Consider the following 22163-nt stretch of genomic DNA (forward strand, 5'->3'; position numbering starts at 1 on the left):
TCCGGGGCGATTCACCCAGTTAAAGAACGGGGTCACCGAAACATACTCGCCATAGGCCATTGATTGCTGCACCAGCCACTTTACAGCCTGATCAGACGCTGCCAGCAGGCCCGATATGGACAATAGGGCATACGGCGAGAGCTTTTTGCCAATAATGAGCATTATTTAACCCTTCAACGCCAAAATGCGTCTGGCACCGTTAAGTACAATGCCCCCCGCGATGGTGCCGATAATCAGATCCGGATAATTGGAACCGGTCCACGCGACCAGGGCGCCGGCGGTGATGACCCCCAGGTTGATCACCACGTCGTTGGCCGAGAATATCCAGCTTGCCTTCATGTGCGCCCCACCTTCCCGATGTTTGGATATGAGCAGCAGACAACTGGTATTGGCAATCAATGCGACGAATGCGATAGCCATCATCACCAGCGATTCAGGCTCACTACCGAATACAAAGCGTCTCACCACCTCTACGAGCACGCCCACAGCCAAGATCAGTTGCAGTACACCAGCAAGATGCGCGGCACGTACCTGCATTTTCACGCTATGTCCAACCGCATAAAGGGCAAGCCCGTACACCGCCGCATCGGCAAAATTGTCCAGGGATTCTCCAATCAGGCCGGTGGACTGGGCGATCAGACCGGCAGTCATTTCCACCACGAACAGAAGTGCATTGATGCCGAGCAACCAGCGCAGGGTCCCGGATTCTTGCTTAGCAGAAGCTGCCGAAAACTCGGCGGCCTTGATGGTCTCCGGATTTGCAGCGACGGTTTCCTGAAGCGAGGCGCCTAGCCCCAAGGTCTTCAGTTTCGAGGTGACGGGCTCGACCTCGCCGTCATGCACGACCTTCAGCCGGCGGTTCGACAAGTCGAAGGACAGCGCCCGAATCTCCTCAAAGCCGTTCAGGGCTAGGCGAATCATTCGTTCTTCTGATGGACAGTCCATCTTCGGCACGGCATAAACACTGACCCATCTCCCTGGCGCCTCGGAGGAGGCCTGTATATCGGTATCCGCTGCGGACGTTGCATCACCGCCACAGGCGCCACCACAGGATTTGCTCATGATACGACTCCACTTGAACAATGTTGTGGTACCATTTAAAACTATAAAGCTACTATAAGGTCAATAGAGTAAAGAATCCGTTGGGGAGGAGGCTGATGCGCATTGGTCAGTTGGCGCAGTTGGTAGGGGTCGAAACACAGACGATCCGCTTCTATGAACAGCAGGGCTTGTTGCCGCCGCCTGATCGGCAGGACAACGGTTACCGTGTCTATACCGAGAAGCATGGTGAGGGGCTGGCCTTCATCCGTCGCTGCAGAATCCTGGGCCTGTCACTGGCTGAGATTCACGAACTACAGAGCTATCAGGACGACCCTCATCAGCCTTGTACCGCCGTCAACGCCTTGCTCGATGATCACATCTCTCATGTGCGGTCGCAGATAACCGCTCTGCAAGCGCTTGAGAAACAACTCGTTTCACTGAGAGCGAGTTGCAACGATGACCGGGAAGTTGAGGCGTGTGGGGTTCTTGCTGGAATTAGCGAAGGAAACATGCACCAGCAGTAGGTGAAGCATCAACCAGATAATCCGATGAGATGCCGGTCTGTCTCACTCTCATGCAAAGGTAAGATCAACCATTTAATCCGCTTACCCCAAAATTCTAGGACAGGAATCGTTCATATGGATGGAAAGGTAAGCTGGTGATTGCGCATGCTACGACTAGTGCGCATCGCAGCCCGTAATGTGAGCCAAATCCCTTCTAAGGTTGGTCAGGCTGCAACATCTGGGGGCGGCATTTGGCGAACAGGTAATTCCATCAGTTTGCGGTATGTGCGTATGCACATGTAAAGCGCAGAAGAAGGCCAGGCACTGCTCTCTCTGATTGGGGAGCAGTGCCTGTGAAAATTACTTCTTAAGTGCTTGTAGGTAATCTTTCAGGGTCGCCTCGTCGGCAGACTTGACGGTCATACCTTCAGGGCCAGAACCGATGTCGGCGAACTGCTTAGCCGGCTCGCCGGATTTCTTGAACTCTTCTAGCTCCTTGGAGCCTTCACGGAATACCCACAGGCGACCATCTTCAACCTCGGTGACAAAGCCGGGTTTGTCGTATTGGCTAGCGAAAGTGGCGCTGGCAAACAGGCTGGTGAGCAGCATTGCCGTCAGGGTCAGTTTTTTCATCACAAGGTTCCTGCTTGGGTTTAGGTGAAAGCAATCCTAAAGCCCGTTTGATTACGGAAAAGTTACAAGATATGGATATGCGAGTAACCAGATGTTTCGCGATTTATCTGAATCGGATTCTGACCTTGTTGCGGTTACGCCAAAGGAAGTTTGGCTGTAAATCAGTAGGGGTGATGCATGGTTCATCCCCTTACTATCCGTAATCGCAGCAGAGTCATGATTGATATTTAGAGATCAAGGCATTCGCGAGATGGGGCAGCGGTGCTTTTGCTGCCTTGATGATTTTGGTTTGATAGGCAAGGGCGTGGCTGGCTAGCCCGTCGGCCGGTCTGCATGTGGAGACTTCGAAAATGTCATCACGCTGTGCGATAAGTCATGCTGGAGTACCAGACTCTTTGCCGGGCATTAGCCTTTCATCGCTAAAGCTGACTGATCTTACCTAAGCAGCATCTCGCCGGATGAGCTCTATCAGGCCCACGACTACCTGAACGTACCAAGATATTCGTACTGAAAAAACTAAGCGCTGAGACCCTATGGCCGACTACCTTACTCCAACCACCGTTTTCAAATGCTTGGCTGATGAAACTCGTATCCGGCTGATGTTGCTTATCACCCGAGAGGAAGAGCTGTGTGTTTGTGAGCTGACCTGTGCACTGAATGAAAGCCAGCCAAAGGTATCCCGTCACCTCGCGCAACTGCGTAATTGCGGCTTGCTTGAAGATCGCAGGCAAGGTCAGTGGGTTTACTACCGCCTGCATCCGCGTCTTCCGGATTGGGTGATTCTGCTTTTGAAGAACACTTTGGCCGCTAATCAACACTGGCTCAGCCCAGATGCTAAACGCCTCGATCTAATGGGTGACCGCCCGCAGCGTCTTGCCGTTTGCTGCTGAGCTTGGCTTCAAGCTGAGTATGCCGATAACCCTGAGTTCAGCGCATTGCGTTAATTGCCCCCGAGCTGTTTCTCAACCTCTTCGGTGCTCAGTACTTTGCCAACCGAGACCACCTTGTTATCAATCACTAGGGCCGGTGTCGACATAACACCGTGGGCGGCGATCTCAGCGAAGTCTGTGACCTTGATGATCTGCGCCTCACGGCCGAGATTGGCCAGGGCGGCCTGAGTGTTTTCGGTCAATGTGATGCACTTCTTACAGCCGGAACCAAGAATTTTGATGATCATGCTGTGCTCCAAAAGTTAGATAAACAGATAGGCAAAGGCGTTAAAAAGGTAACCGATCAGTACAATGCCGACCGTAACGATGCCGATGAACAAGGCCAGTAGCGGTGCCTTGACCACTTTCTTGAGCATGATCAGTGAGGGCAGCGACAGCGCGGTAACGGCCATCATAAAGGCCAGCGCCGTACCCAGGCCGATGCCCTTGCCGACCAGCGCTTCGGCTATCGGCAGGGTGCCAAAGATATCGGCATACATCGGCACGCCGACCAGGGTGGCCAGCGGCACCGACCACCAGTTGTCCTGCCCCAGCAGCGCTTCGATCCAATCAGCGGGAATCCAGTTATGGATTGCCGCCCCGATGCCAACGCCAATCAACACATAGAGCCAAACCCTGCGGAAAATATCGCTGACCTGTGCCCAGGCAAATTGCGCCCGGTCACGCCACGTCAGTTCTGCCTGGGGTATGTCTAGCACCGGGTTGTGCATGACAAAGGCTTCGACGTATCGCTCCATCTTCGCTCGGCCGATCAGGGTGCCGCCCAGCACCGCCAGCACCAAGCCGATCAGCACGTAGGCGATGGCAATCGACCAGTTGAAGATGCTCGCCAGCAGAATCACCGAGGCCAGGTCCACCAGCGGTGAGGAGATCAGAAAGGCAAATGTCACTCCCAGCGGCAGACCCGAGCTGGTAAACCCGATAAACAGCGGAATCGACGAGCAGGAACAAAACGGTGTGATAGTGCCCAGTAATGCACCGGTCAGTTTGGCCTTGAAGCCACTCATGCCGCCGAGAATCCGCCGCGTGCGTTCGGGTGGGAAATAGCTCTGCACCCAGGAAATGCTGAAGATCAGCACCGCCAGCAGGATAAAGATCTTGATTACGTCATAGATAAAGAAGTGCAGGCTGGCACCGCTTCGGCTGGTCATGTCCAGGCCAAAACCGTCCTCCAGCAGCACGCGCACCAGCCAGGCCAGCCAGTCCATGCGCAGCAGTTGGTCATTGAGCCATCTGAACAGTTCCATAGGGCTTCCTTATCCTTGCGCCGGGGCGCGCTCATACCAGCCCTTGCTGTTATTGACCATGCGTACCAGCCAGAGCATGACCGGCACCTCGATCAGCACACCGACCACCGTGGCCAGCGCCGCGCCGGAGTTGAAGCCGTACAGCGCGATAGCCACGGCTACGGCCAGTTCGAAGAAGTTCGACGCACCGATCATCGCCGCCGGGCCGGCAATATCGTGGCGTACCTTGAGTTGCCGGCACATCCAGTAACCGAGGGCGGCGATAAACAGCGTCTGCAGCAGAATCGGTACCGCCAGCATGGCGATGATTAGCGGCTGCGCGACTATGGTCTGGCCCTGGAAGGAGAACAGCAGCACTAGGGTGGCCAGCAGGGCGAGGATGGAGAACGGGCCGATGCGCGCGAGCACCGCTTGCAACGCCGCGTCACCCCGGCGCAGCAGACGCGCGCGGATAAATTGGGCGATGGCCAGGGGGATGACGATATACATCACCACCGACAGCAGCAGGGTGTCCCACGGCACTGGGATCGACGACACGCCCAGCAGCAGGGCGACGATGGGGGCGAAGGCGAACACCATCACCAAATCGTTGATCGCCACCTGGGTCAGGGTGAAGTTGGCGTTGCCCTTACACAGGTTGCTCCAGACAAACACCATCGCGGTACACGGCGCGGCACCGAGCAGAATCAGCCCGGCCACGTAGCTGTCGATCTGTTCGGCCGGCAGCCAGCCTTCGAACACATGGCGCAGAAACAGCCACGCCAGAAAGGCCATGGTAAACGGCTTGATCAGCCAGTTGATGCTCAGGGTTACGCCCAAGCCGGCGCGCTGCTGGTAGACCTCGCCGATGGCGCGAAAATCGATCTTCATCAGCATGGGGATGATCATCACCCAGATCAGCAATCCCACCGGGATATTGACCTGAGCGATTTCCAGCGCGCCCACCGCCTGCGCTGCCGTCGGCGCATAGAGGCCGAGCAGAGTGCCGCCAATGATGCAGAGAAAAACCCAGAGCGTCAGATAGCGCTCGAAAAAACCCAGAGGGGCACCTGCGGCTTGCTTACCGATGACTTCACACTGACTGGACATTGCTGGTTCCTTGTTGCTGAGTGCCGAGTTTAATGGCACTCGGGTGGTCTGCTATTGATCTGTATCGCCCTGCAGGGCTTCTGCGATTTCATTGACCGTACTGCGCGCGGTGCGGGTGACGCCGATCAGGGTCGCCGAAGCCGCCCCGGTCCACTCGCCATAACCGACCAGCCACAGCTTGGGTTGCTTGCTGGCGCGAGTGTCGTCGACCCTGACCTTGCCATCGGCTTCCAGCACGTCCAGGCCTTGCAGATGATCCAATGCTGGGCGAAAGCCGGTGCACCAGATCACCGCATCAACCGCCTCGCGGCGGCCATCGATCCACTCAACACCTTCTTCCGTGAAACGCTGGAACGGCCGTTCGGCCACCAGTACGCCGCGCTCGCGGGCTTCCCGCACCGGCTCGACCATCACGATATCGCCCAGGCCGCCCACCGGCTGGTCGATCACGCGACCTTCCTGTTGGGCCTTCCAGCGTTCGGTGGCGCGCTCGAACAGCACCCGGCCATCGACTTCATCGGGCAGAAAGGCCGGCGGCTCTGGGGTGATCCACAGGGTCTCGGCGACTTTTGATACCTCGGCGAGAATCTGCGCCCCGGAGTTGCCGCCGCCTACCACCAACACGCGCTTGCCGGTAAAGGCCTGCGGGTTGCGGTAATGCGCCGAGTGCAGCTGCTCGCCGGCGAACTCTGCGCTGCCGGGATAGGACGGGATAAACGGCTTGCTCCAGGTGCCGGTGGCGCTGACCAGGGCGCGGCAACGCCATTGCTGGCTGCCGGCCTGCACCACAAACAACTCGCCGTCATGCGTCACCGAATCGACATGTACCGGTCGCACAATCGGCAGCTGATAGCGCGCCTCGTACTGCGCAAGGTAGTCGATTACGGCATCGCGGTGCGGGTAGCCAGGCTCAGGGTTGGGCATCTGCCAGCCGGCAATCGAACTCCAGGTGGCGGGGGAGAACAGCCGCAACGAGTCCCAGCCATGCTGCCAAGCGCCGCCGGGTTGCGCCTGATCATCCAGCAGCAGAAACGACAGCTGGGTGCGCCGTAGAAAGTAGGCTGTGGCCAGCGCGGCCTGGCCGCCGCCGATAATCAGAACATCCACTGGCTCTTGCAGGGTCATGCAATCGCTCCTTGGTTGCTCGCTTGTGGCGAGAGTAGGGTCATCAAGATATTCGGTTTACAAGATATATGGTTTTTAATATATTCGCCAAACCGAATTTTAATGGCGCTGCTGCAATGACATCGAAAACCCGAGTGTTATTTCTCTGCGTGGCCAACTCGGCCCGTTCGCAAATGGCCGAAGCTTTGCTGCGCCATACCGACCCGGATGGCTACGAGGCGTTCAGCGCCGGTACTTTGCCTGATGAGGTTGACCGGCGAGCACGCATGGCGCTGGATCAGCTGGGGGTTGCAACCGATAGTCTGCGTAGCAAGTCATTAGATGAGTTTGCTGGTCAGCACTTCGACTACGTCATCACTTTGTGTGACAAGGCTGCTTTCGAGTGCAGCACCTTGCCGGGCGCCGGAGAGTACCTTGCCTGGAATTTTGCAGACCCAGCGATCAGCCAACAGGCCAACGCCTATAAACACACGCTTCACGAGATTCACGAACGCATCAAGATGTTTGTATTGGTGAAGAGCAAGCGCTGAGGCCCCGATGCTAGAACCCATAAGCCCCACCAGGGTCTTTAAATGCCTGGCCGATGAAACCCGCGTACGCATGACCCTACTTATAGCTGCCGAGGGCGAGTTGTGCGTATGCGAGCTGACCACTGCGCTGGAAGACAGCCAGCCGAAGATTTCTCGTCACCTGGCACAACTGCGCAGTTGCGGCCTGTTGGAGGATCAGCGTCGCGGTCAGTGGGTGTACTACCGCCTACACCCACAGCTGCCCGAGTGGGTGCAGCAGATGCTGAAGGTGGTTGTGCAGGCCAACCAGTCTTGGCTGGCGGTTAATAGCGAAAAGCTGCTGAGCATGCGCAATCGACCCGAGCGGCTAAGCCTCTGCGGTTAGCCTAAGCCTCACATCAAGGAATGCCATGAAAGTCTTGTTTCTCTGCACCGCAAATAGCTGTCGTAGCATCCTTTCCGAGGCGCTATTCAATCACTTGGCTCCAGCCGGCATGCGCGCTTACAGCGCCGGCAGCCAGCCCAAGGGCGAGGTTCATCCTCAGGCTTTGGAGGCCTTGCGCCGCGCAGGTATTTCCACTGAGGGGCTGAACAGCAAGGGCACCGAGGTACACGCCGAACTGGCGCCGGAGTTGGTTATTACCGTGTGCGACAAGGCCGCTGGTGATGCCTGTCCGGTGTTCTTCGGTCCCGCGCTCAAGGCACATTGGGGTTTGGCTGATCCATCCGAATTGGTCGGTACGCCCGCGCAGATCGACGCGGCTTTCGATGCAACCGTGGCGATTATTCAGGCGCGGCTTAATGCTTTTTTTGCGGCCCTGCCGACCACTCTTAACCGCGAGGCTCTGCGGGCCGAGTTGCGCCGTATCGCCAGCCTCTGATGCCAGGAATTGCTATGTACCCTGAACTGCCGAATATCGACCCTGAACTGCTCGATCCGCCCAGCCAGGAGCAACTGGCCAAGCCGGCCCCGCAACACAAACCGCGCATTCTGCTGCTGTACGGTTCCAACCGCGCGCGCTCCTACAGCCGCCTGTTGACCGAGGAGGCCGCGCGCCTGCTGCAGCAGTTCGGTGCCGAAACGCGCATCTTTAACCCCAGTGGCCTGCCGTTGCCGGACGATGCGCCCGAGGATCACCCCAAGGTGCAGGAACTGCGCGAGCTGGTGCTGTGGAGCGAAGGCATGGTCTGGTGCTCACCGGAGCGCCATGGTGCTATGACCGGGGTGTTCAAGTCGCAGATCGACTGGATTCCCCTGAGCATGGGCGCCGTGCGCCCTACCCAGGGCAAGACCCTGGCGCTGATGCAGGTCAGCGGCGGCTCGCAGTCTTTCAATGCGCTGAATCAGATGCGCGTGCTGGGCCGTTGGATGCGCATGTTCACCATCCCCAACCAGTCCTCGGTGGCCAAAGCCTTTCTCGAATTTGACGACGCCGGGCGGATGAAACCTTCGGCTTATTACGACCGCGTGGTCGACGTGATGGAGGAACTGGTCAAGTTCACCCTGTTGCTGCGCGGCCAAACGGACTACCTGGTGGACCGCTACTCCGAGCGCAAGGAATCCGCCGAGCAGCTGTCCAAACGGGTCAATCAGGCTTCCATTTAATTTTCAGGATCAATCAGCATGTCCCATCCCTTTGATGTTCTCAGCATTCCTAATCGTCCCGGCCGGTTGATCTTCACGCCTTGCCCTGGCACCAAGGACAGCAGCATCGACAGCGCTTTGAACACTCTGCAACAGGCTGGCGCCGATGCGGTACTGACCCTGATGCCCTACGCCGAACTGGCGCATAACGCCGCTAGCGATTTGCCCGCGCTGTGCGCCGCGCAAGGGTTGCTCTGGCTGCATCTACCCGTGGCCGATGAGCAGGTGCCACAGGCGGATTTCGACGCAGCCTGGCCGGCGGCCATGGCGCAAATTGCTGAGCTGCTGGCGGCTGACAAGGCCATCGCCATCCACTGCAAAGGCGGTTCCGGGCGTACCGGGCTGATTGCTGCGCGCATCCTGATCGAGCTGGATATCGCCCGCAGCGAAGCCATTAGCCTGGTGCAGGCGCTGCGGCCGAAAGCCATTCAGCATCCGGCCCATGCGGGCTGGATCGCCCAGTTCGGCAACTGAGATGAGCATGCTCAATACCCTGGGCCTGTTTGCCCTGACGGCGCTGGCCGAGATCATCGGCTGCTACCTGCCGTACCTGTGGCTTCAGGGCAAGAGCATCTGGTTGCTGGTGCCTGCCGCCGCCGCGCTGGCGCTGTTCGCCTGGCTACTGACCTTGCACCCGACCGCCGCCGGCCGGGTGTATGCCGCTTACGGCGGGGTGTATGTGGCGATGGCAATTATCTGGCTGTGGCTGGTGGACGGGATTCGCCCGACCCATTGGGACCTGCTGGGCGCCGGCGTGGCCCTGCTCGGTATGGCGATCATCATGTTTGCGCCGCGTAGCGCCTAATCACTTTGTAGAAGGAATTCGTTTATGGCTATCAAGGTAGGTATCAACGGTTTTGGTCGTATCGGTCGTCTGGCGCTGCGCGCCGCCTGGGGCTGGCCTGAATTTGAGTTTGTGCAGATCAACGACCCGGCCGGTGACGCCGCAACCCACGCCCATCTGATCAATTTCGATTCGGTGCATGGCCGCTGGAATAGCGAGGCGAGCAGTGAGGGCGAGTGCATCCTGATCGACGGCAAACGCATTCAGGTCAAGGCCAACAAGACCATTGCCGATACTGACTGGAGCGGCTGCGATCTGGTGATTGAGGCCAGCGGCAAGATGAAAACCGTTGCGGTGCTGCAGGCGTACCTGGATCAAGGCGTGAAACGCGTGGTGGTCTGCGCACCGGTAAAAGAGCAGGGCGCGCTGAATATCGTGATGGGCGTTAACCAGCAGCTATTCGACCCGGCGCAGCACCGCATTGTTACGGCGGCGTCCTGCACCACCAACTGTCTGGCCCCAGTGGTCAAGGTGATTCACGAGAACCTCGGTATCCGCCACGGCTCGATCACCACCATCCACGACCTGACCAACACCCAGAGCATTCTCGACACCCCGCACAAGGACCTGCGCCGCGCCCGCGCCAGCGGCATGAGTCTGATCCCCACCAGCACCGGTTCCGCCACGGCAATTGCCGAGATCTTCCCCGAGCTGCGCGGCAAGCTCAACGGCCACGCCGTGCGCGTGCCCCTGGCCAACGCCTCGCTGACCGATTGCGTATTCGAAGTCGAGCGTGCGACCACGGTGGAGGAGGTCAATCAACTGCTGAAAGCTGCTGCCGCTGGCCCGCTCAAGGGCATCCTCGGTTACGAGGAACGTCCGCTGGTATCCATCGACTACCGCACCGATCCGCGCTCTTCGATTATCGACGCGCTGTCGACCATGGTGGTCAACGGCACCCAGGTGAAGCTCTACGCCTGGTACGACAACGAGTGGGGCTACGCGAATCGCGCGGTTGAGCTGGCGCGGATGGTCGGCGCCGCCGACTGAGAATCGCCCTGCGTATGTGGGAGGGGCTTTAGCCGCGACTTGCCTCCAATTTGTCGCGGCTAAAGCCCCTCTCACCTAGTTGCACACCCTCCAGCCAAGCTTCCGAGCAGGATCGTTATGCACGCCTTATCCCGCCTAGCCCCCGAAGTGCGCCAATACCTATTGGTAACCGGCAACTACTGGGCCTTTACCCTCACCGACGGCGCGTTGCGCATGTTGGTGGTGCTGCATTTTCATAGCCTCGGTTACACGCCGCTGCAGATTGCCGCGCTGTTTCTGTTCTATGAGATTTTCGGCGTCATAACCAATCTGGTCGGCGGTTATCTGGGCGCGCGGCTGGGGCTTAATCGCACCATGAATATCGGCCTGGGTCTGCAGGTGGCGGCCTTGCTGATGCTCACCGTGCCGGCGGCCTGGCTGACGATTCCCTGGGTGATGGGAGCTCAGGCGCTGTCCGGTATCGCCAAAGACCTGAACAAGATGAGTGCGAAAAGCTCGATCAAATTGCTGGTGCCTGACAGCCAGCAGGGCACGCTATACAAGTGGGTGGCGATCCTTACCGGCTCGAAGAATGCGCTCAAGGGCGTGGGTTTCTTTATGGGTGGCGCGTTGCTGGCGCTGCTCGGTTTCGCTGGGGCGGTGCTGGCCATGGCGGCGGTGTTGGCGCTGATCTGGCTGGCCAGCCTGGTGCTGCTGAAAAAGGATCTGGGCAAGGCCAAGGCCAAGCCAAAGTTTCGCGACATTCTGTCCAAAAGCCGGGCAATCAATATTCTCTCTGCCGCCCGCTTGTTCTTATTCGGCGCCCGCGATGTGTGGTTTGTCGTCGCGCTGCCGGTGTATCTGTCCAGCGTGTTTGGCTGGGATTTCTGGATGGTCGGCGGCTTTCTCGCTGCCTGGGTGATCGGCTACGGCATTGTGCAGTCCTTCGCCCCGGCCATCACCGGCAAGGCCAGCGGCCAGTTGCCGGATGGTCGTGCGGCATTCGCTTGGGCGGCCGTGCTGGCTGGGTTGCCCGCCGCAATTGCCCTGGGTCTGAACAGTGATTTGCCGGCGCAGTGGGTCTTGCTCGGCGGGTTGATGGTGTTTGGCGCGCTGTTTGCGGTGAACTCCTCGCTGCACAGCTACCTGATTGTCAGTTACGCCAAGGAAGACGGCGTGTCGCTGGATGTCGGCTTCTATTACATGTCCAACGCCCTCGGCCGGCTGATCGGCACGCTGCTGTCGGGCTGGGTGTATCAGGCCTATGGCTTGGAAGCTTGCCTGTGGGTGTCCTCGACTTTTGTCTTGTTGGCGGCGTTGATCTCCATTGGGCTGCCTCGGCATACCAGTAACTGATCTGCCTTATTCCATTTGGCCAGCACAGCGACCTCATTTGATATGAATCGCCACTGGTCTTGTAGGCGCTCGATGACCGCTATTGGCCGTCTCCAGCCGTATATACACCAAACGCCTCTGGTCATCCACCGCGTCGCAACTCCCTGACACCCCGGCCCAGCTTGCGGCGCAACAGGGCCCGCAGGCTCACCCCATCCGAGTACCCGACCTGTGCGGCGACTTGGTCGACGCTCGCGTTTCCGGTGCGCAAGAGATGGACGGCATGCTCCACGCGCAGGTCCTGGAAATACGACAACGGTGTCTTGCCCAAAACGCTTTGCAGCCGCCGCGCCAAGGTGCGCTCGCTTGTGCCCGCGGCGCTGGCCGCCTCGGCCAGCGAGAACCCCTTCGCGAGCTGACTTCTGGCCCAGCACTCGAAGCGCTCCACCACCGGGTCGGCATGCGCAAGGTGGTCGGGAATAACGAACTCGGCTTGCGAACTGCGTGTCTCGACCAGCAGATAGCGTGCCACCAGGGCCGCCAGCGCCGGACTGCGCTCCCGGATGATGCGCAAGGCCAGGTCGACGTGGGCCAAAGCGGCACCCGCGGTAGTGAAGCGTGTCGAGTTCACGATCATGCGTGATTCGTCCAGCGTGACGTTCGGATAGCGCTGCCGAAACATCGGCCCCAACCACCATGACGTCGTCGCACGATGCCCATCAAGCAGGCCGCTTTCTGCAAGCAAGAAGCTACCGGAGCAGGCGGCACCTAGGTGCGCGCCAGCGGTGGACCACTGCTGTAGCATGGCGACCGCATCGGGCACATCGGGGCGTGCGAGGCGAGCCGAGAGCGTGTCAGGCATCTTGTCGCCAAACGCGGGCACGAGCACGACGTCTGGTGCCGGCACACCACGCGCTGTGACCACGGGGACCGTCAAGCCTTGCGCAGTTCGGATGCGACGCCGCACGCCCACCAGCGTGAGCTCTATGTGCGCGGGAGCCTGTGGCAGCGAGCCCGCCATCGCATTGGCCAAGTCCACTGTGTCAGTGAGCGCCGCAAGCCCCAGATCAAACACGCCATCACAAACAAGGATATGGAGTTTCATGGCAACAATGATATCAATGTTGTCATTATTGTCTATAGAGATGGCTGGCATGACGACTTAGACTGCGGGCTCGTTGATCCATTCACCTAACCCATTTACCCAAAGGATTACAGTATGACCAAGCTCGCCCTGTTTGTTCGCCTCGAAGCCAAACCCGGCCAGGAGGCTGCGCTTGCCGACTTCCTGGCCAGCGCACTGCCGCTCGCCAACGCCGAGTCCGGCACCACGGCCTGGTTCGCATTGAAGTTTGGCCCGTCGACGTTCGGTGTGTTCGATGCCTTTGCCGATGAGGCAGGTCGCCAAGCACATCTGAACGGCCAGATCGCTGCGGCCTTGATGGCCAACGCCGCGACCTTGCTCAGTTCTCCGCCCAATATCGAGAAGGTCGAACTGCTTGCAGCCAAACTGCCTGCATGACAACCCGGCCTTGACCCAATCAGGTCACGCTGCAGGATGGGGGTCACACGGCCCTACGCAGCGATCCCCCTCGATTGCACTTGCCCTGGGAACTACCTTCCACAGCGATTGGGGGGGCATTATTGCAGCCAGAACTTCCAAGCTGCGTCAGCAAGCAGGGGCAACATCAGGGCGAGCTGAGATGTTCCGATTCGTCGGGTAGTTATCGAGAAGTACCGACTGTTTGCAACGTGTCGGTACCGAGAACCGTCTGGGCGAGCCAGATTTCCGGCCCATTGGAAGTCTGCAGTCCGCAAGCGCGGATCGATCGAGCGATTTGTTGAAAATCAACGGCCTGGCATCAGGCTGTGCGGGCTGGTGAGGGTTCCTGCGGGTGTAGTTGCCCCCGCTAAACTGGACACCACCTCATTCGTTTGATGCCAGTTCCGCCCTGTACTCCCAGGGCGATTTCATTTTCAGCCCCTTGTGCGGGTGACTGCGGTTATAGTCTTCGACCCATTCCGGCAAGCTGGCCATCACCGTGGCGGCATCAGGGAGATCGTTCAAGTACACATAGTCGCGCTTAAACGTCTTCACGAAGCCCTCAGCCATGCCGTTGCTCTGAGGGCTTCTCACCGGTGTGGTACACACGACAAAGCCCAGAGAGGACGCGAAGGCTCGCGTTTCTTTGGCAGTGTAGCAACTGCCATTGTCCGTCAGCCATTCCAGCGGATGAGGCACTCGCTCTGACTGGCCGAGCCGGTATTCTAAGCTTTCCAGCAGCAGGCCTTGAACCATCTCACCGGTGATGCCACCAGTAGTCGCCACATAGCGCATCAGCTCACAATCACAGCAGTCCAGGCTGAAGGCTACGCGGACAACCTCCTTGTTCCAGCAGCGGATCTCAAGGCCATCTGAGCACCAACGAAGGTCCGGCTTCAACGTAATGACCTGGCCATTGCGGAGACAACGCAGCCTGTGAGGGGTTCTTCGGCATGCTGAAACGCGAGCGAGTACACCATCGGCGTTACCGAACGCGGGACGAGGCAAGAGCTGATCTGTTTGAATACATCGAGCGGTTCCATAACCCCAGGATGCGACGTAGAGTTGCTGCTCAGGATCGGAAGCTCACAGCCGTTTTATAACCGTCCGTGGAAACGGGGTAGAACCCCAGGTAGTCGTCATCCCATTTGGTTTCGAACTCGCCAAGGCGCAGCTCAGCCTCGTCCGCCGTGCTGGACTGGTAAATCCGCTTCAGGTCAGCCGCTACCTCGGCGCGCCGTTTCCAAGAGACGTAGTTCAGGCTGTGCCTGACCATATGCACGATGCACAGTTGCACGCTGGTGTGCGGGAAGACAGCCTCGATGGCCTCGGGGAAGCCCTTCAGGCCATCCACGCAGGCGATGAAGATGTCCTGCACGCCACGGTTGCGCAACTCGGTCACCACCTGCAACCAGAACTTGGCACCCTCGCTCTGGGCGATCCATAGCCCGAGGATTTCCTTCTCCCCGGCCAGGTTGATGCCCAGCGCCAGGTAAACCGCCTTCACCCGCACGGCACCCTCACGCACCTTGGTGTGGATGCAGTCGAGGTAGACGATGGGATAGACCGCGTCGAGCGGCCGTGACTGCCAGGCCTTCACCTCATCGGTTACGGCATCGGTCACCGAGGAGATCAGACTGGGCGATACCTCGGCGCCATACATCTCCTGTAGGTGTGCCTGAATCTCGCGCACGGTCATGCCCCGTGCGTACAGCGAAAGAATCTTGTCGTCGAACCCCACCCAGCGGGTCTGGTGCTTCTCGACGATCTGCGGTTCGAAGGTGCCATGCCGATCACGCGGTATCTCAATGGGCAGCTCGCCGAACTGGCCCTTGAGCTTCTTGCGGCTAAAGCCGTTGCGGGTATTGCCAGACGAGTTACCGACCGGCTGATGCTTGTCGTGCCCCAGATGGTGAGTCAACTCGGCATCCAGCGCACGCTCAACCAGCTTTTTGGTCAGCTGCTTGAGGATGCCTTCGGCACCAATCAGGTCTTCAGGTTTTTGATAGTTGGCCAAGAGCTGATCCAGCAGCTCGTCGGTGATGGGATGTAGTTTCTTGCTCATCGTGTCTCCGGTTCGGAGCGACAGTGTCGCTCATTAGCCGGTTACACAAAAATTCGTACACCCCCGATCGAGCACCACCGCCAAATACAACCAGCCTTCATAGGTGGGGATGTAGGTGATGTCCGTGACCCAGACCTCGTTTGGTCACCTGCCTGATTGCTTCGATTTTGCACTCTTCGGGATAACGCGGATTGCTCATAGCACCTCCTAGTGGGCCGTATTACGAGGTCAGGAGGTGGCTACGACAGTAGGGGCCACTCACTGAACGGATTCTGTAAAAATCTGATCGCAAGCCTCTCCCAAGCTTCACACCCTTAGCGATGGTTCTGCGGGTTCGATCAGGGTGTGAAAAACGTTGGTCAAGGCCCACTTGCACTTTGTCGTATTTTCTGTAAGAGCCACGCTAGTCCTTGATCTGTATCAAACCTGTTGTGCCAATATGCATGGAGCTCTGGAGCGGGAAAGTCGAGCGGCGGCGTGTGGCAGCTCAGATTGAAAGTTTGAGCGAATACATGCGCGATCTGTGCGGGGAGATTGCAGATGTATCCGGTTTGTTCTGCGATCACGGGCATGGCCATGAAGTTTTGCACTAGCACGCCGCTACGCCGTGCCAACCCCTGGGCACGCAAAGCATCATCAATGACATTTTCTCCTCGTTGGTGCATTTCAATCATGACGTGGGGGCGCTCAAGATAAAGGTTCAAAGGGAGACGCTCCTGAGTTAGACCTTCCTTCTGCCAGATCAGAGTCAACAAGGGCACGGATATTATAGGTGTTTGACGAAGGGATGCGGATGTTGGTCCTGGTGCGCCTATTATCAAGTCAATTTCGCCATTTTCCAGCAGTGACGAGATGTCGTTTCGCTGTGGGTACGGTAGTACCTCAACGATGACATTCGGTGCCTCGTGCGCAATCTGCGCAACTAGGCGGGGTAGGATCAAAAATTCAATGATGTCTCCGGCGGCGATACGAAACTTTCTCTGCTCGTACTGGGGCGCAAATGGGGCCGCTCCTTTGAGCGCGCCATCCAGCTGTGCCAGAGCCTCACGTACAGGACCGATCAGCTCAATCGCGCGAGGTGTAGGTAGAAGACCTCCTCGACCGTTAACAAACAGCTCGTCCGAAAGTCTGTCTCTTAGCCGACGCAATGCGTGGCTCACTGCTGACTGGCTTAATGCCAAGCGCTCGCTTGCCCTAGTCACGTTTTGGGTTTCCCACAGAGTGACGAATACCACCAGCAAATTTAGATCCAAATTTCTAGTATTAATATTATTCATATCTGGTTTTCTATGAATTCATTTCCATCATTATGTGGCATTTGATGTAGTAGCTCCACTACAGCAATGCGAGAGCTACGATGATGAAAAACAAGAAACCTCTGCAAATGGGTTGGTTCTGCCCGACCATAGGTGACACCACTGCATTTGGCGACCCAAGCCAGAGTATCCCGCAATCACTTGATCACTTTGAGAAGGTGACCCTGGCTGCTGAGCAGGCTGGGTTTGAGTACATGCTGATACCGGTAAGTGCCGTTTGCTGGGATGCTTGGGTCACAGCCAGCTACTTGGCGGCCCGTAGCAAAAAAATAAAAATGCTGGTGGCTTTGAAGCCAGGTCATGTTCATCCCGTCACGCAAGCCAAGATGATCAGCACCTTCGATCAACTGACCAATGGGCGCATTTGCATCAATTTGATTGCGGGGGTCAGCGAGAAAGATTCTTACGCCGAAGGGCAACTGGTGGCTAAGGAAGATCGCTACGACCAGTTGCTTGAGGAGGTTGAGCTGATGAAGCGCCTCTGGACAGAGGAGGGCGTAGAACACCAAGGCCGGTATTTCCATACCCATGGGCCTAAGATAATCCCCAAAACGGTGCAGAAGCCGCATCCGGATTTCTATCTCGGCGGTGGTTCAGAGCAAGCCGCCGAAATTTCCGCTAAGCACTCCAAGGTCCATCTTTTTTGGGGGGATTACCCTGCACGGATCAAGGAGCAGATCGACGAAATGCGCGAACGTGCAGCCAAGTATGGGCGTGCTGATGAAATCGAGTTTGCAATGCGTTTGCAGATCATTTGCCGTGAGTCCGAAGAGGAAGCGTGGGCGGCCGCTGATTCGTTAATAGCTGGCGCGGAAAACTCGGATTTGGCTGCCACGGTCAAATTGGCGGGTGAGAGCAGTTCAGTCGCTAGCCAGCGAGTTGCGGAACTTTCAAAGACTGTAGGCCGAAAGATGACACCTCACCTGTGGACCGGCATCACTGAGGTTCGACCAGGCGCTGGCGTAGCTGTGGTCGGTAATCCTCAGCAAGTAGCCGATCAGTTGATGGAGTTCGTGGAGGCCGGTTGCAGTGGCTTCTGCCTGTCTGGTTATCCGCACCATGAAGAGGCAGAGCGGTTTGGCCGCCTCGTCATGCCACTGCTGCGCACTAATTGATTGTCAATTGACGACTTTGGGCAACTGAAAGCCGCTGTCAGGTGACTGGCAGCGAGGAGGGTTTTTGTGAGCATATCGAGTCTCGATACGAAACAGTTCCGTCAAGCGCTTGGCTCCTTCACTACTGGCGTCACGATTGTTACCACTTGCGGCCCTGACGGCAACGACTACGGCCTCACGGCCAACAGCTTCAACTCAGTATCGATGGATCCACCCATGGTGCTTTGGAGTATTAACAAGGAGTCTTCCTCTGCGCCAGCATTTATGGGAAGCGATCATTTTGCGGTACATATACTGGCAACCGATCAAGAGTCGCTCTCTAATCGGTTTGCCAAGAGTGGAGCAGATAAGTTCGAGTCTCTGGCGCTTGAACGAGGATTCGGCGACGTTCCTCTGCTCGCGGGATGTTCGGCGCGTTTTCAATGTAAGACAAGCTATCAGTACGAAGGCGGCGATCACATCATTTTAGTTGGTGAGGTTATGGCCTTCGACCGATATGACAGCGCGCCTCTGGTGTTTCATGGTGGCGGTTACCGCAGCTTGCAACCGTCTCCTTCTGGGCCTTCTGACGCTATTTACGGTGACAACTGGCTTGGCTTCCTATTGGGGAGAGCGTACTACCAATTGCAATTGCCAATTCGCCGGCAGTTGATAGACATGGGCATGCGCGAAAGTGATTTTGAGCTACTCGCAATACTCAGTTTTAGTGAGGGTAGAAGCCCTGCAGAGCTGAACGCATTGTTCAAGTTTGTTGGTAAGACACTTAGTGACGAGCACCTGAGCTTGTGGGTTGATAAAGGACTGCTGGCTGTCGACAACGAGCGCGTGCAGTTCACTGCCGAAGGTCGCCATCTTGCAATTCAGTGGTTGTCCTTCGCGAAAGCCGCCGAGATGAGCGCTCTAGAGCCACTCAGCTATGACGAATCTCAGCAACTCAAGCTTCTGCTTGGCCGTGTTATTCACAGTACCGGAGCAGATCTACCTGCACACTGGCGCAAAGAGAATATTTGGCAGGAAAACAACATCTGGAAGCAGCAAGGTTAGTTAAGCCACATCAGTTATAGAGCAGTACTGCGCGCCATGCACCGCGGCGTGCAGCCTACAAAAACAAAATTTTGAGGTGCGAGGTCGATGCCTAACTCGACAGTTCTCCAGTCCACAGCCCTTGAAGAGCAGATGTTAACTAGCTCAAGACGGGCCAACTACGCTCTGATGGTACTGTTGCTTGCATACGTTTTTTCAATCATGGATCGGCAAATTCTTACTTTGCTGGTTGGCCCTATCCAGCAAGCACTAGGCGTCAACGACGCATGGATGGGCATGTTGCATGGATTCACTTTTGCTGCCTTTTACTCCTTGGTGGGGTTACCGATTGCGCGTTTGATTGACCGCGGAAATCGCCGTCTGATTATGGCGATAGGTATTGGGCTCTGGTGCATGGCCACTGCAGCGGGCGGGTTGGCAACAGACTTTTGGCACCTGATGGTGTCACGAATCGGCGTTGCAGCTGGAGAGGCTGTGCTACTACCTGGAGCAGTGTCTCTGATCAGTGACCTATTCGCCCCTAGTAAGCGCGACCGGGCCCTAGGGGTGTTTGGCGCCGGTGGGCCTGTCGGTGCTGGCATTGGTTTATTTGCCACGGGTTTGGTGTTGGGCTTTTTTACCGCACACCCCCTGACTCTACCTTATTTGGGAACTTTGGCACCCTGGCAAGCGACTCTGATGTCGATAGGACTGCCCGGGCTGTTACTTCTCTTGCTGATGATGGGTGTACCTGAGCCGCGAGAGCGCCGCAAAAAAGTGTCTGCTCCGTTTCAGAATTCCGGCAAGGGGGTGCCGCTGACAGAGGTTGCGGCTTACTTAAAGTTGAATCGGCGCACAATAGGCTCTGTTGTGCTTGCTAGCGGCTGTTACTACGCCGCTGTGTATGGCAGTAGTGCGTGGGTACCTAGCTATTTGGTTCGTCAGTTTGGCTGGACCTATGCCGAAGCTGGGACGGTAATGGGGCTGATGATGTGCATTTGTGCGCCCCTGGGGGTGTTGGGGGCTAGCTGGTACGGTGGGTTCTTGCGTCAACGCGGTAAGCCAGATGGCAATCTGCGCGTAGCCTTCATAGCCAGCCTGGCGTTGCCGCTACTTGCCTCCTTTGTCTTACTTGCGCCATCGTCCACTGCCGCGCTGCCCTTTTTAGCGCTAACCGCCGGTATCTGGACGTGTCTGTTCGGTGTCGGCCCAGCGATGATGGTGGAAATCACTCCTGCCCCAATGCGTGGCCAAGCAATTGCTTTGTTCACTGGGGTGCTAAACCTTCTCGGCGCTGGGATCGGCCCAGTGATGGTCGGGGTCATTACGGACTATTTGTTTGGCGACCCGCTGGCTATCCGCTACTCCATACTGATCGTGACCTTGGGCGCCTGCTCTTTGGCTGCCCTGTTATACCGCAGCGGCTTTAGCGGTTATCAGCGCACCGTTCAGCAGGCAAATACCTGGTCGCCCATTTCAGCTCACAACACCCGCGCTACTCTCGCTGCCGACTGAGGAGTTTATGACGAGCACCAAAGGAAGTTGCCTCTGCGGCGCTATTACTTACGCAAGCGAAAGCACATCAATGAGCACCGCCATTTGTCATTGCCGAGATTGCCAGAGGCAGTCTGGCGGTGCCTTCTCGGTGAATGTGCTGGTGCCCTCGGAGGGCTTTGCTGTGGCGGGAAAGGGGCTGAGCCACTATTCCAAAACTGGCAGCAGCGGCCTGCCAGCAAAACGCCATTTTTGTTCTAACTGTGGCTCCGCACTGTATTCAGAGATTGCTTTCATGCCGGGTGTAGTACTGCTCAAAGCTGGAAGCTTAATGGACACCTGCTCCGTCCAGCCGTCCATGCATCTTTGGTGCGGTTCAGCCATGACATGGGTTGAAATTGATCGGAGTTTGCCCTGTTTTGAATTTGAGGCCTGCGACTGAACGCATGACGTTGCGTCCCCAATGGTGCCTCTACCGAGACTGGTTTGGATATGGCTAATATGAACAAAAGCGGGGGCTGTCTACCCGATACTACGATACGTGAGCGGTTGCTTGTACGTATCACTCAGATAATGCCTGGGCTGATGATCAGCGTTGCCATTGCTATGGCGTCAGCGTTTATTGCTGACCACTACGGCGGCCCCACTCTATTGTATGCACTGCTATTCGGGATGACTTTTCACTTTCTTTTAGATGATGGCCGCTGCCTACCAGGTATCGAGTTTGCGTCTCGCACGCTTCTGCGTATAGGCGTGGCCTTGCTCGGCGTGCGGATCACTGTAGAGCAGATCGGCTCTTTAGGGCTGCAAACAGTGCTTGCGGCGGTCGTCGCGGTCACGGCGACTATTTGTGTTGGATGGTGTTGCGCGAAGCTGCTTGGGCAGCGCTCGGACCTTGGGGTTTTGACGGGGGGCGCGGTTGCTATTTGCGGAGCATCGGCAGCACTTGCAATCTCTGCGGTGCTCCCTAAACACGAACATAGTGAGCGCGATACGCTATTAACCGTTGTTGGCGTTACGAGCTTGTCGACCGTTGCGATGATCAGCTATCCCATTTTGTGCAAGCTGCTTGGATTTGACCCAGAGCAAACGGGTGTATTTTTAGGTGGAACTATCCACGATGTGGCGCAAGTAGTTGGTGCGGGGTATATGATTTCGCCTGCTTCCGGTGATATCGCGACGGTGGTGAAGTTGCTGCGCGTAGCGTTGCTGGTGCCGGCTGTTATCGTTATCGCGTGGCTGTTTCGACGCCATCATTTGGTCGGCGAGTTCGATAACAAGCAGCGTCGTATGCCCTTGTTACCAGGGTTTCTTGTGGTTTTTTTGCTTCTGGTTGCGGCCAACAGCACTGGAGTGTTGCCTGAGCTGTTAACCGGTACCTTGGGGGACTTATCACGTAGTTTCCTGGTAGTGGCCATAGCTGCGTTGGGCGTGAAGACCTCGCTGAAAACTCTTTCTATGGTTGGTTGGCGCCCAGTTCTCATGCTTGCTATCGAAACCATTTTTCTTGCGCTGCTCGTACTTGGACTCATGAGCCTTGCTTAATAAACGCTGATCGGGGCTCTTTGTTCTCTCGTCCGCGATGAGATTGTTTTTTTGTACAAAGCTATTGCGTACCTTGTATGTGGTGACTGCATCGTAAGCGTACGGGGAATACACCTTGCGTCGATCAGCTCGGAATCCACTGATGGGGCAGCAGTTGCTCGGTAATCCCCCC

24 protein-coding genes and 5 pseudogenes are annotated in these 22163 nt (G+C 57.2%); 17 read left to right on the forward strand and 12 right to left on the reverse strand.

All coding sequences use genetic code 11. The features are described from left to right. Both B7O88_RS12495 and B7O88_RS12500 read right to left on the reverse strand, forming a co-directional pair. A pseudogene (locus tag B7O88_RS12495) lies at window positions 1–162 on the reverse strand (signal peptidase II); the annotation flags it as partial. A 3-nt stretch (window positions 163–165) separates the two neighbouring features. Continuing rightward, window positions 166–1062, reverse strand: a complete 897-nt coding sequence (locus B7O88_RS12500; protein WP_004574643.1) for a cation transporter — start codon at window positions 1060–1062, stop codon at window positions 166–168. Window positions 1063–1157: 95 nt separating this feature from the next. On the opposite strand from B7O88_RS12500, the gene cadR reads away from it, so the two are divergent. Further along, window positions 1158–1565, forward strand: a complete 408-nt coding sequence (gene cadR, locus B7O88_RS12505; RefSeq protein ID WP_004364961.1) for a Cd(II)/Pb(II)-responsive transcriptional regulator — start codon at window positions 1158–1160, stop codon at window positions 1563–1565. 339 nt (window positions 1566–1904) lie between these two features. Here the strand turns inward: cadR and B7O88_RS12510 are convergent, their stop codons facing one another. Then, the gene (locus B7O88_RS12510) at window positions 1905–2177 is read right to left on the reverse strand and encodes a hypothetical protein (RefSeq protein WP_088276321.1); all 273 of its coding nucleotides are present in this window, start codon (window positions 2175–2177) and stop codon (window positions 1905–1907) included. A gap of 533 nt (window positions 2178–2710) precedes the next feature. On the opposite strand from B7O88_RS12510, the gene B7O88_RS12515 reads away from it, so the two are divergent. Beyond that, the gene (locus B7O88_RS12515) at window positions 2711–3067 is read left to right on the forward strand and encodes a metalloregulator ArsR/SmtB family transcription factor (RefSeq protein WP_088276322.1); all 357 of its coding nucleotides are present in this window, start codon (window positions 2711–2713) and stop codon (window positions 3065–3067) included. A gap of 50 nt (window positions 3068–3117) precedes the next feature. Here B7O88_RS12515 and B7O88_RS12520 read toward each other — a convergent pair whose 3' ends face one another. From B7O88_RS12520 to B7O88_RS12535, 4 genes are read right to left on the reverse strand one after another with little or no spacing between them, the layout of a single operon-like run. After that, window positions 3118–3354, reverse strand: coding sequence for a thioredoxin family protein (locus tag B7O88_RS12520; RefSeq protein ID WP_088276323.1), 237 nt, complete (start codon window positions 3352–3354; stop codon window positions 3118–3120). A 15-nt stretch (window positions 3355–3369) separates the two neighbouring features. Further along, window positions 3370–4374, reverse strand: a complete 1005-nt coding sequence (locus B7O88_RS12525) for a permease (RefSeq protein WP_088276324.1) — start codon at window positions 4372–4374, stop codon at window positions 3370–3372. A gap of 9 nt (window positions 4375–4383) precedes the next feature. Further along, on the reverse strand, window positions 4384–5463 hold the full coding sequence (arsB, locus tag B7O88_RS12530) for an ACR3 family arsenite efflux transporter (RefSeq protein ID WP_088276325.1): 1080 nt from the start codon (window positions 5461–5463) through the stop codon (window positions 4384–4386). A gap of 51 nt (window positions 5464–5514) precedes the next feature. Further along, a complete protein-coding gene (locus B7O88_RS12535) occupies window positions 5515–6588 on the reverse strand; it encodes an ArsO family NAD(P)H-dependent flavin-containing monooxygenase (protein ID WP_088276327.1) in 1074 nt (357 codons plus the stop codon). Between the two features lie 116 nt (window positions 6589–6704). Here B7O88_RS12535 and B7O88_RS12540 point away from each other — a divergent pair, with 116 nt between their 5' ends. The 8 genes from B7O88_RS12540 to arsJ all read left to right on the forward strand — a co-directional run bounded on the left by B7O88_RS12540 (window position 6705) and on the right by arsJ (window position 11911). Beyond that, a complete protein-coding gene (locus tag B7O88_RS12540) occupies window positions 6705–7118 on the forward strand; it encodes an arsenate reductase ArsC (RefSeq protein ID WP_088276328.1) in 414 nt (137 codons plus the stop codon). 7 nt (window positions 7119–7125) lie between these two features. Beyond that, window positions 7126–7482 carry a metalloregulator ArsR/SmtB family transcription factor gene (locus B7O88_RS12545; protein WP_088276329.1) on the forward strand — a complete coding sequence of 119 codons (357 nt, stop codon included), beginning with the start codon at window positions 7126–7128 and terminating at the stop codon, window positions 7480–7482. A gap of 25 nt (window positions 7483–7507) precedes the next feature. Next, entirely contained in the window at window positions 7508–7978 is a 471-nt protein-coding gene (locus B7O88_RS12550) for an arsenate reductase ArsC (RefSeq protein ID WP_036991824.1), read from the forward strand. A gap of 14 nt (window positions 7979–7992) precedes the next feature. Further along, a complete protein-coding gene (gene arsH / locus B7O88_RS12555; RefSeq protein ID WP_088276330.1) occupies window positions 7993–8703 on the forward strand; it encodes an arsenical resistance protein ArsH in 711 nt (236 codons plus the stop codon). Between the two features lie 18 nt (window positions 8704–8721). After that, on the forward strand, window positions 8722–9216 hold the full coding sequence (locus B7O88_RS12560; RefSeq protein ID WP_088276331.1) for a phosphatase domain-containing putative toxin: 495 nt from the start codon (window positions 8722–8724) through the stop codon (window positions 9214–9216). Window position 9217: 1 nt separating this feature from the next. Further along, window positions 9218–9547 carry a YnfA family protein gene (locus tag B7O88_RS12565; RefSeq protein WP_088276332.1) on the forward strand — a complete coding sequence of 110 codons (330 nt, stop codon included), beginning with the start codon at window positions 9218–9220 and terminating at the stop codon, window positions 9545–9547. Window positions 9548–9571: 24 nt separating this feature from the next. Next, window positions 9572–10576 (forward strand): ArsJ-associated glyceraldehyde-3-phosphate dehydrogenase, encoded by a 1005-nt coding sequence (locus tag B7O88_RS12570; RefSeq protein WP_088276333.1) that lies wholly within the window; start codon window positions 9572–9574, stop codon window positions 10574–10576. Between the two features lie 117 nt (window positions 10577–10693). Continuing rightward, on the forward strand, window positions 10694–11911 hold the full coding sequence (arsJ, locus tag B7O88_RS12575; protein ID WP_036991819.1) for an organoarsenical effux MFS transporter ArsJ: 1218 nt from the start codon (window positions 10694–10696) through the stop codon (window positions 11909–11911). A 121-nt stretch (window positions 11912–12032) separates the two neighbouring features. Here arsJ and B7O88_RS18315 read toward each other — a convergent pair whose 3' ends face one another. Both B7O88_RS18315 and B7O88_RS18320 read right to left on the reverse strand, forming a co-directional pair. Further along, the gene (locus tag B7O88_RS18315; RefSeq protein WP_412779074.1) at window positions 12033–12422 is read right to left on the reverse strand and encodes a helix-turn-helix domain-containing protein; all 390 of its coding nucleotides are present in this window, start codon (window positions 12420–12422) and stop codon (window positions 12033–12035) included. A gap of 39 nt (window positions 12423–12461) precedes the next feature. Beyond that, a pseudogene (locus B7O88_RS18320) lies at window positions 12462–13046 on the reverse strand (GlxA family transcriptional regulator); the annotation flags it as partial. Window positions 13047–13109: 63 nt separating this feature from the next. On the opposite strand from B7O88_RS18320, the gene B7O88_RS12585 reads away from it, so the two are divergent. Next, window positions 13110–13412: a putative quinol monooxygenase gene (locus tag B7O88_RS12585; protein WP_007182542.1), complete on the forward strand. Its 303-nt coding sequence runs from the start codon at window positions 13110–13112 to the stop codon at window positions 13410–13412. Between the two features lie 405 nt (window positions 13413–13817). Here the strand turns inward: B7O88_RS12585 and B7O88_RS12590 are convergent. After that, window positions 13818–14354: pseudogene (locus B7O88_RS12590) on the reverse strand (DDE-type integrase/transposase/recombinase); the annotation flags it as partial. On the opposite strand from B7O88_RS12590, the pseudogene B7O88_RS12595 reads away from it, so the two are divergent. Then, window positions 14345–14536, forward strand: a pseudogene (locus B7O88_RS12595) (IS3 family transposase); the annotation flags it as partial. The pseudogenes B7O88_RS12590 and B7O88_RS12595 sit on opposite strands and share 10 nt — an antisense overlap. Before the next feature lie 26 nt (window positions 14537–14562). On the opposite strand, the pseudogene B7O88_RS12600 reads toward B7O88_RS12595, so the two are convergent. Together B7O88_RS12600 and B7O88_RS12605 are read right to left on the reverse strand one after the other, a co-directional pair. Beyond that, a pseudogene (locus B7O88_RS12600) lies at window positions 14563–15498 on the reverse strand (IS256 family transposase); the annotation flags it as partial. 359 nt (window positions 15499–15857) lie between these two features. After that, complete coding sequence (locus B7O88_RS12605) at window positions 15858–16775, reverse strand: LysR family transcriptional regulator (protein ID WP_088276336.1); 918 nt, start codon at window positions 16773–16775, stop codon at window positions 15858–15860. Between the two features lie 80 nt (window positions 16776–16855). Here B7O88_RS12605 and B7O88_RS12610 point away from each other — a divergent pair, with 80 nt between their 5' ends. From B7O88_RS12610 to B7O88_RS12630, 5 genes are all read left to right on the forward strand, one after another. Beyond that, window positions 16856–17929 carry an LLM class flavin-dependent oxidoreductase gene (locus B7O88_RS12610; RefSeq protein ID WP_235005783.1) on the forward strand — a complete coding sequence of 358 codons (1074 nt, stop codon included), beginning with the start codon at window positions 16856–16858 and terminating at the stop codon, window positions 17927–17929. Between the two features lie 66 nt (window positions 17930–17995). Beyond that, complete coding sequence (locus B7O88_RS18195; protein WP_235005784.1) at window positions 17996–18973, forward strand: flavin reductase family protein; 978 nt, start codon at window positions 17996–17998, stop codon at window positions 18971–18973. An 87-nt stretch (window positions 18974–19060) separates the two neighbouring features. After that, window positions 19061–20467 carry an MFS transporter gene (locus B7O88_RS12620; protein WP_088276337.1) on the forward strand — a complete coding sequence of 469 codons (1407 nt, stop codon included), beginning with the start codon at window positions 19061–19063 and terminating at the stop codon, window positions 20465–20467. A gap of 7 nt (window positions 20468–20474) precedes the next feature. Then, complete coding sequence (locus B7O88_RS12625; RefSeq protein ID WP_088276338.1) at window positions 20475–20888, forward strand: GFA family protein; 414 nt, start codon at window positions 20475–20477, stop codon at window positions 20886–20888. 143 nt (window positions 20889–21031) lie between these two features. After that, window positions 21032–21991 (forward strand): YeiH family protein, encoded by a 960-nt coding sequence (locus tag B7O88_RS12630; protein WP_235005785.1) that lies wholly within the window; start codon window positions 21032–21034, stop codon window positions 21989–21991. Window positions 21992–22163: the final 172 nt, after the last annotated feature.

Source organism: Halopseudomonas aestusnigri (assembly GCF_002197985.1).
GTDB lineage: Bacteria > Pseudomonadota > Gammaproteobacteria > Pseudomonadales > Pseudomonadaceae > Halopseudomonas > Halopseudomonas aestusnigri.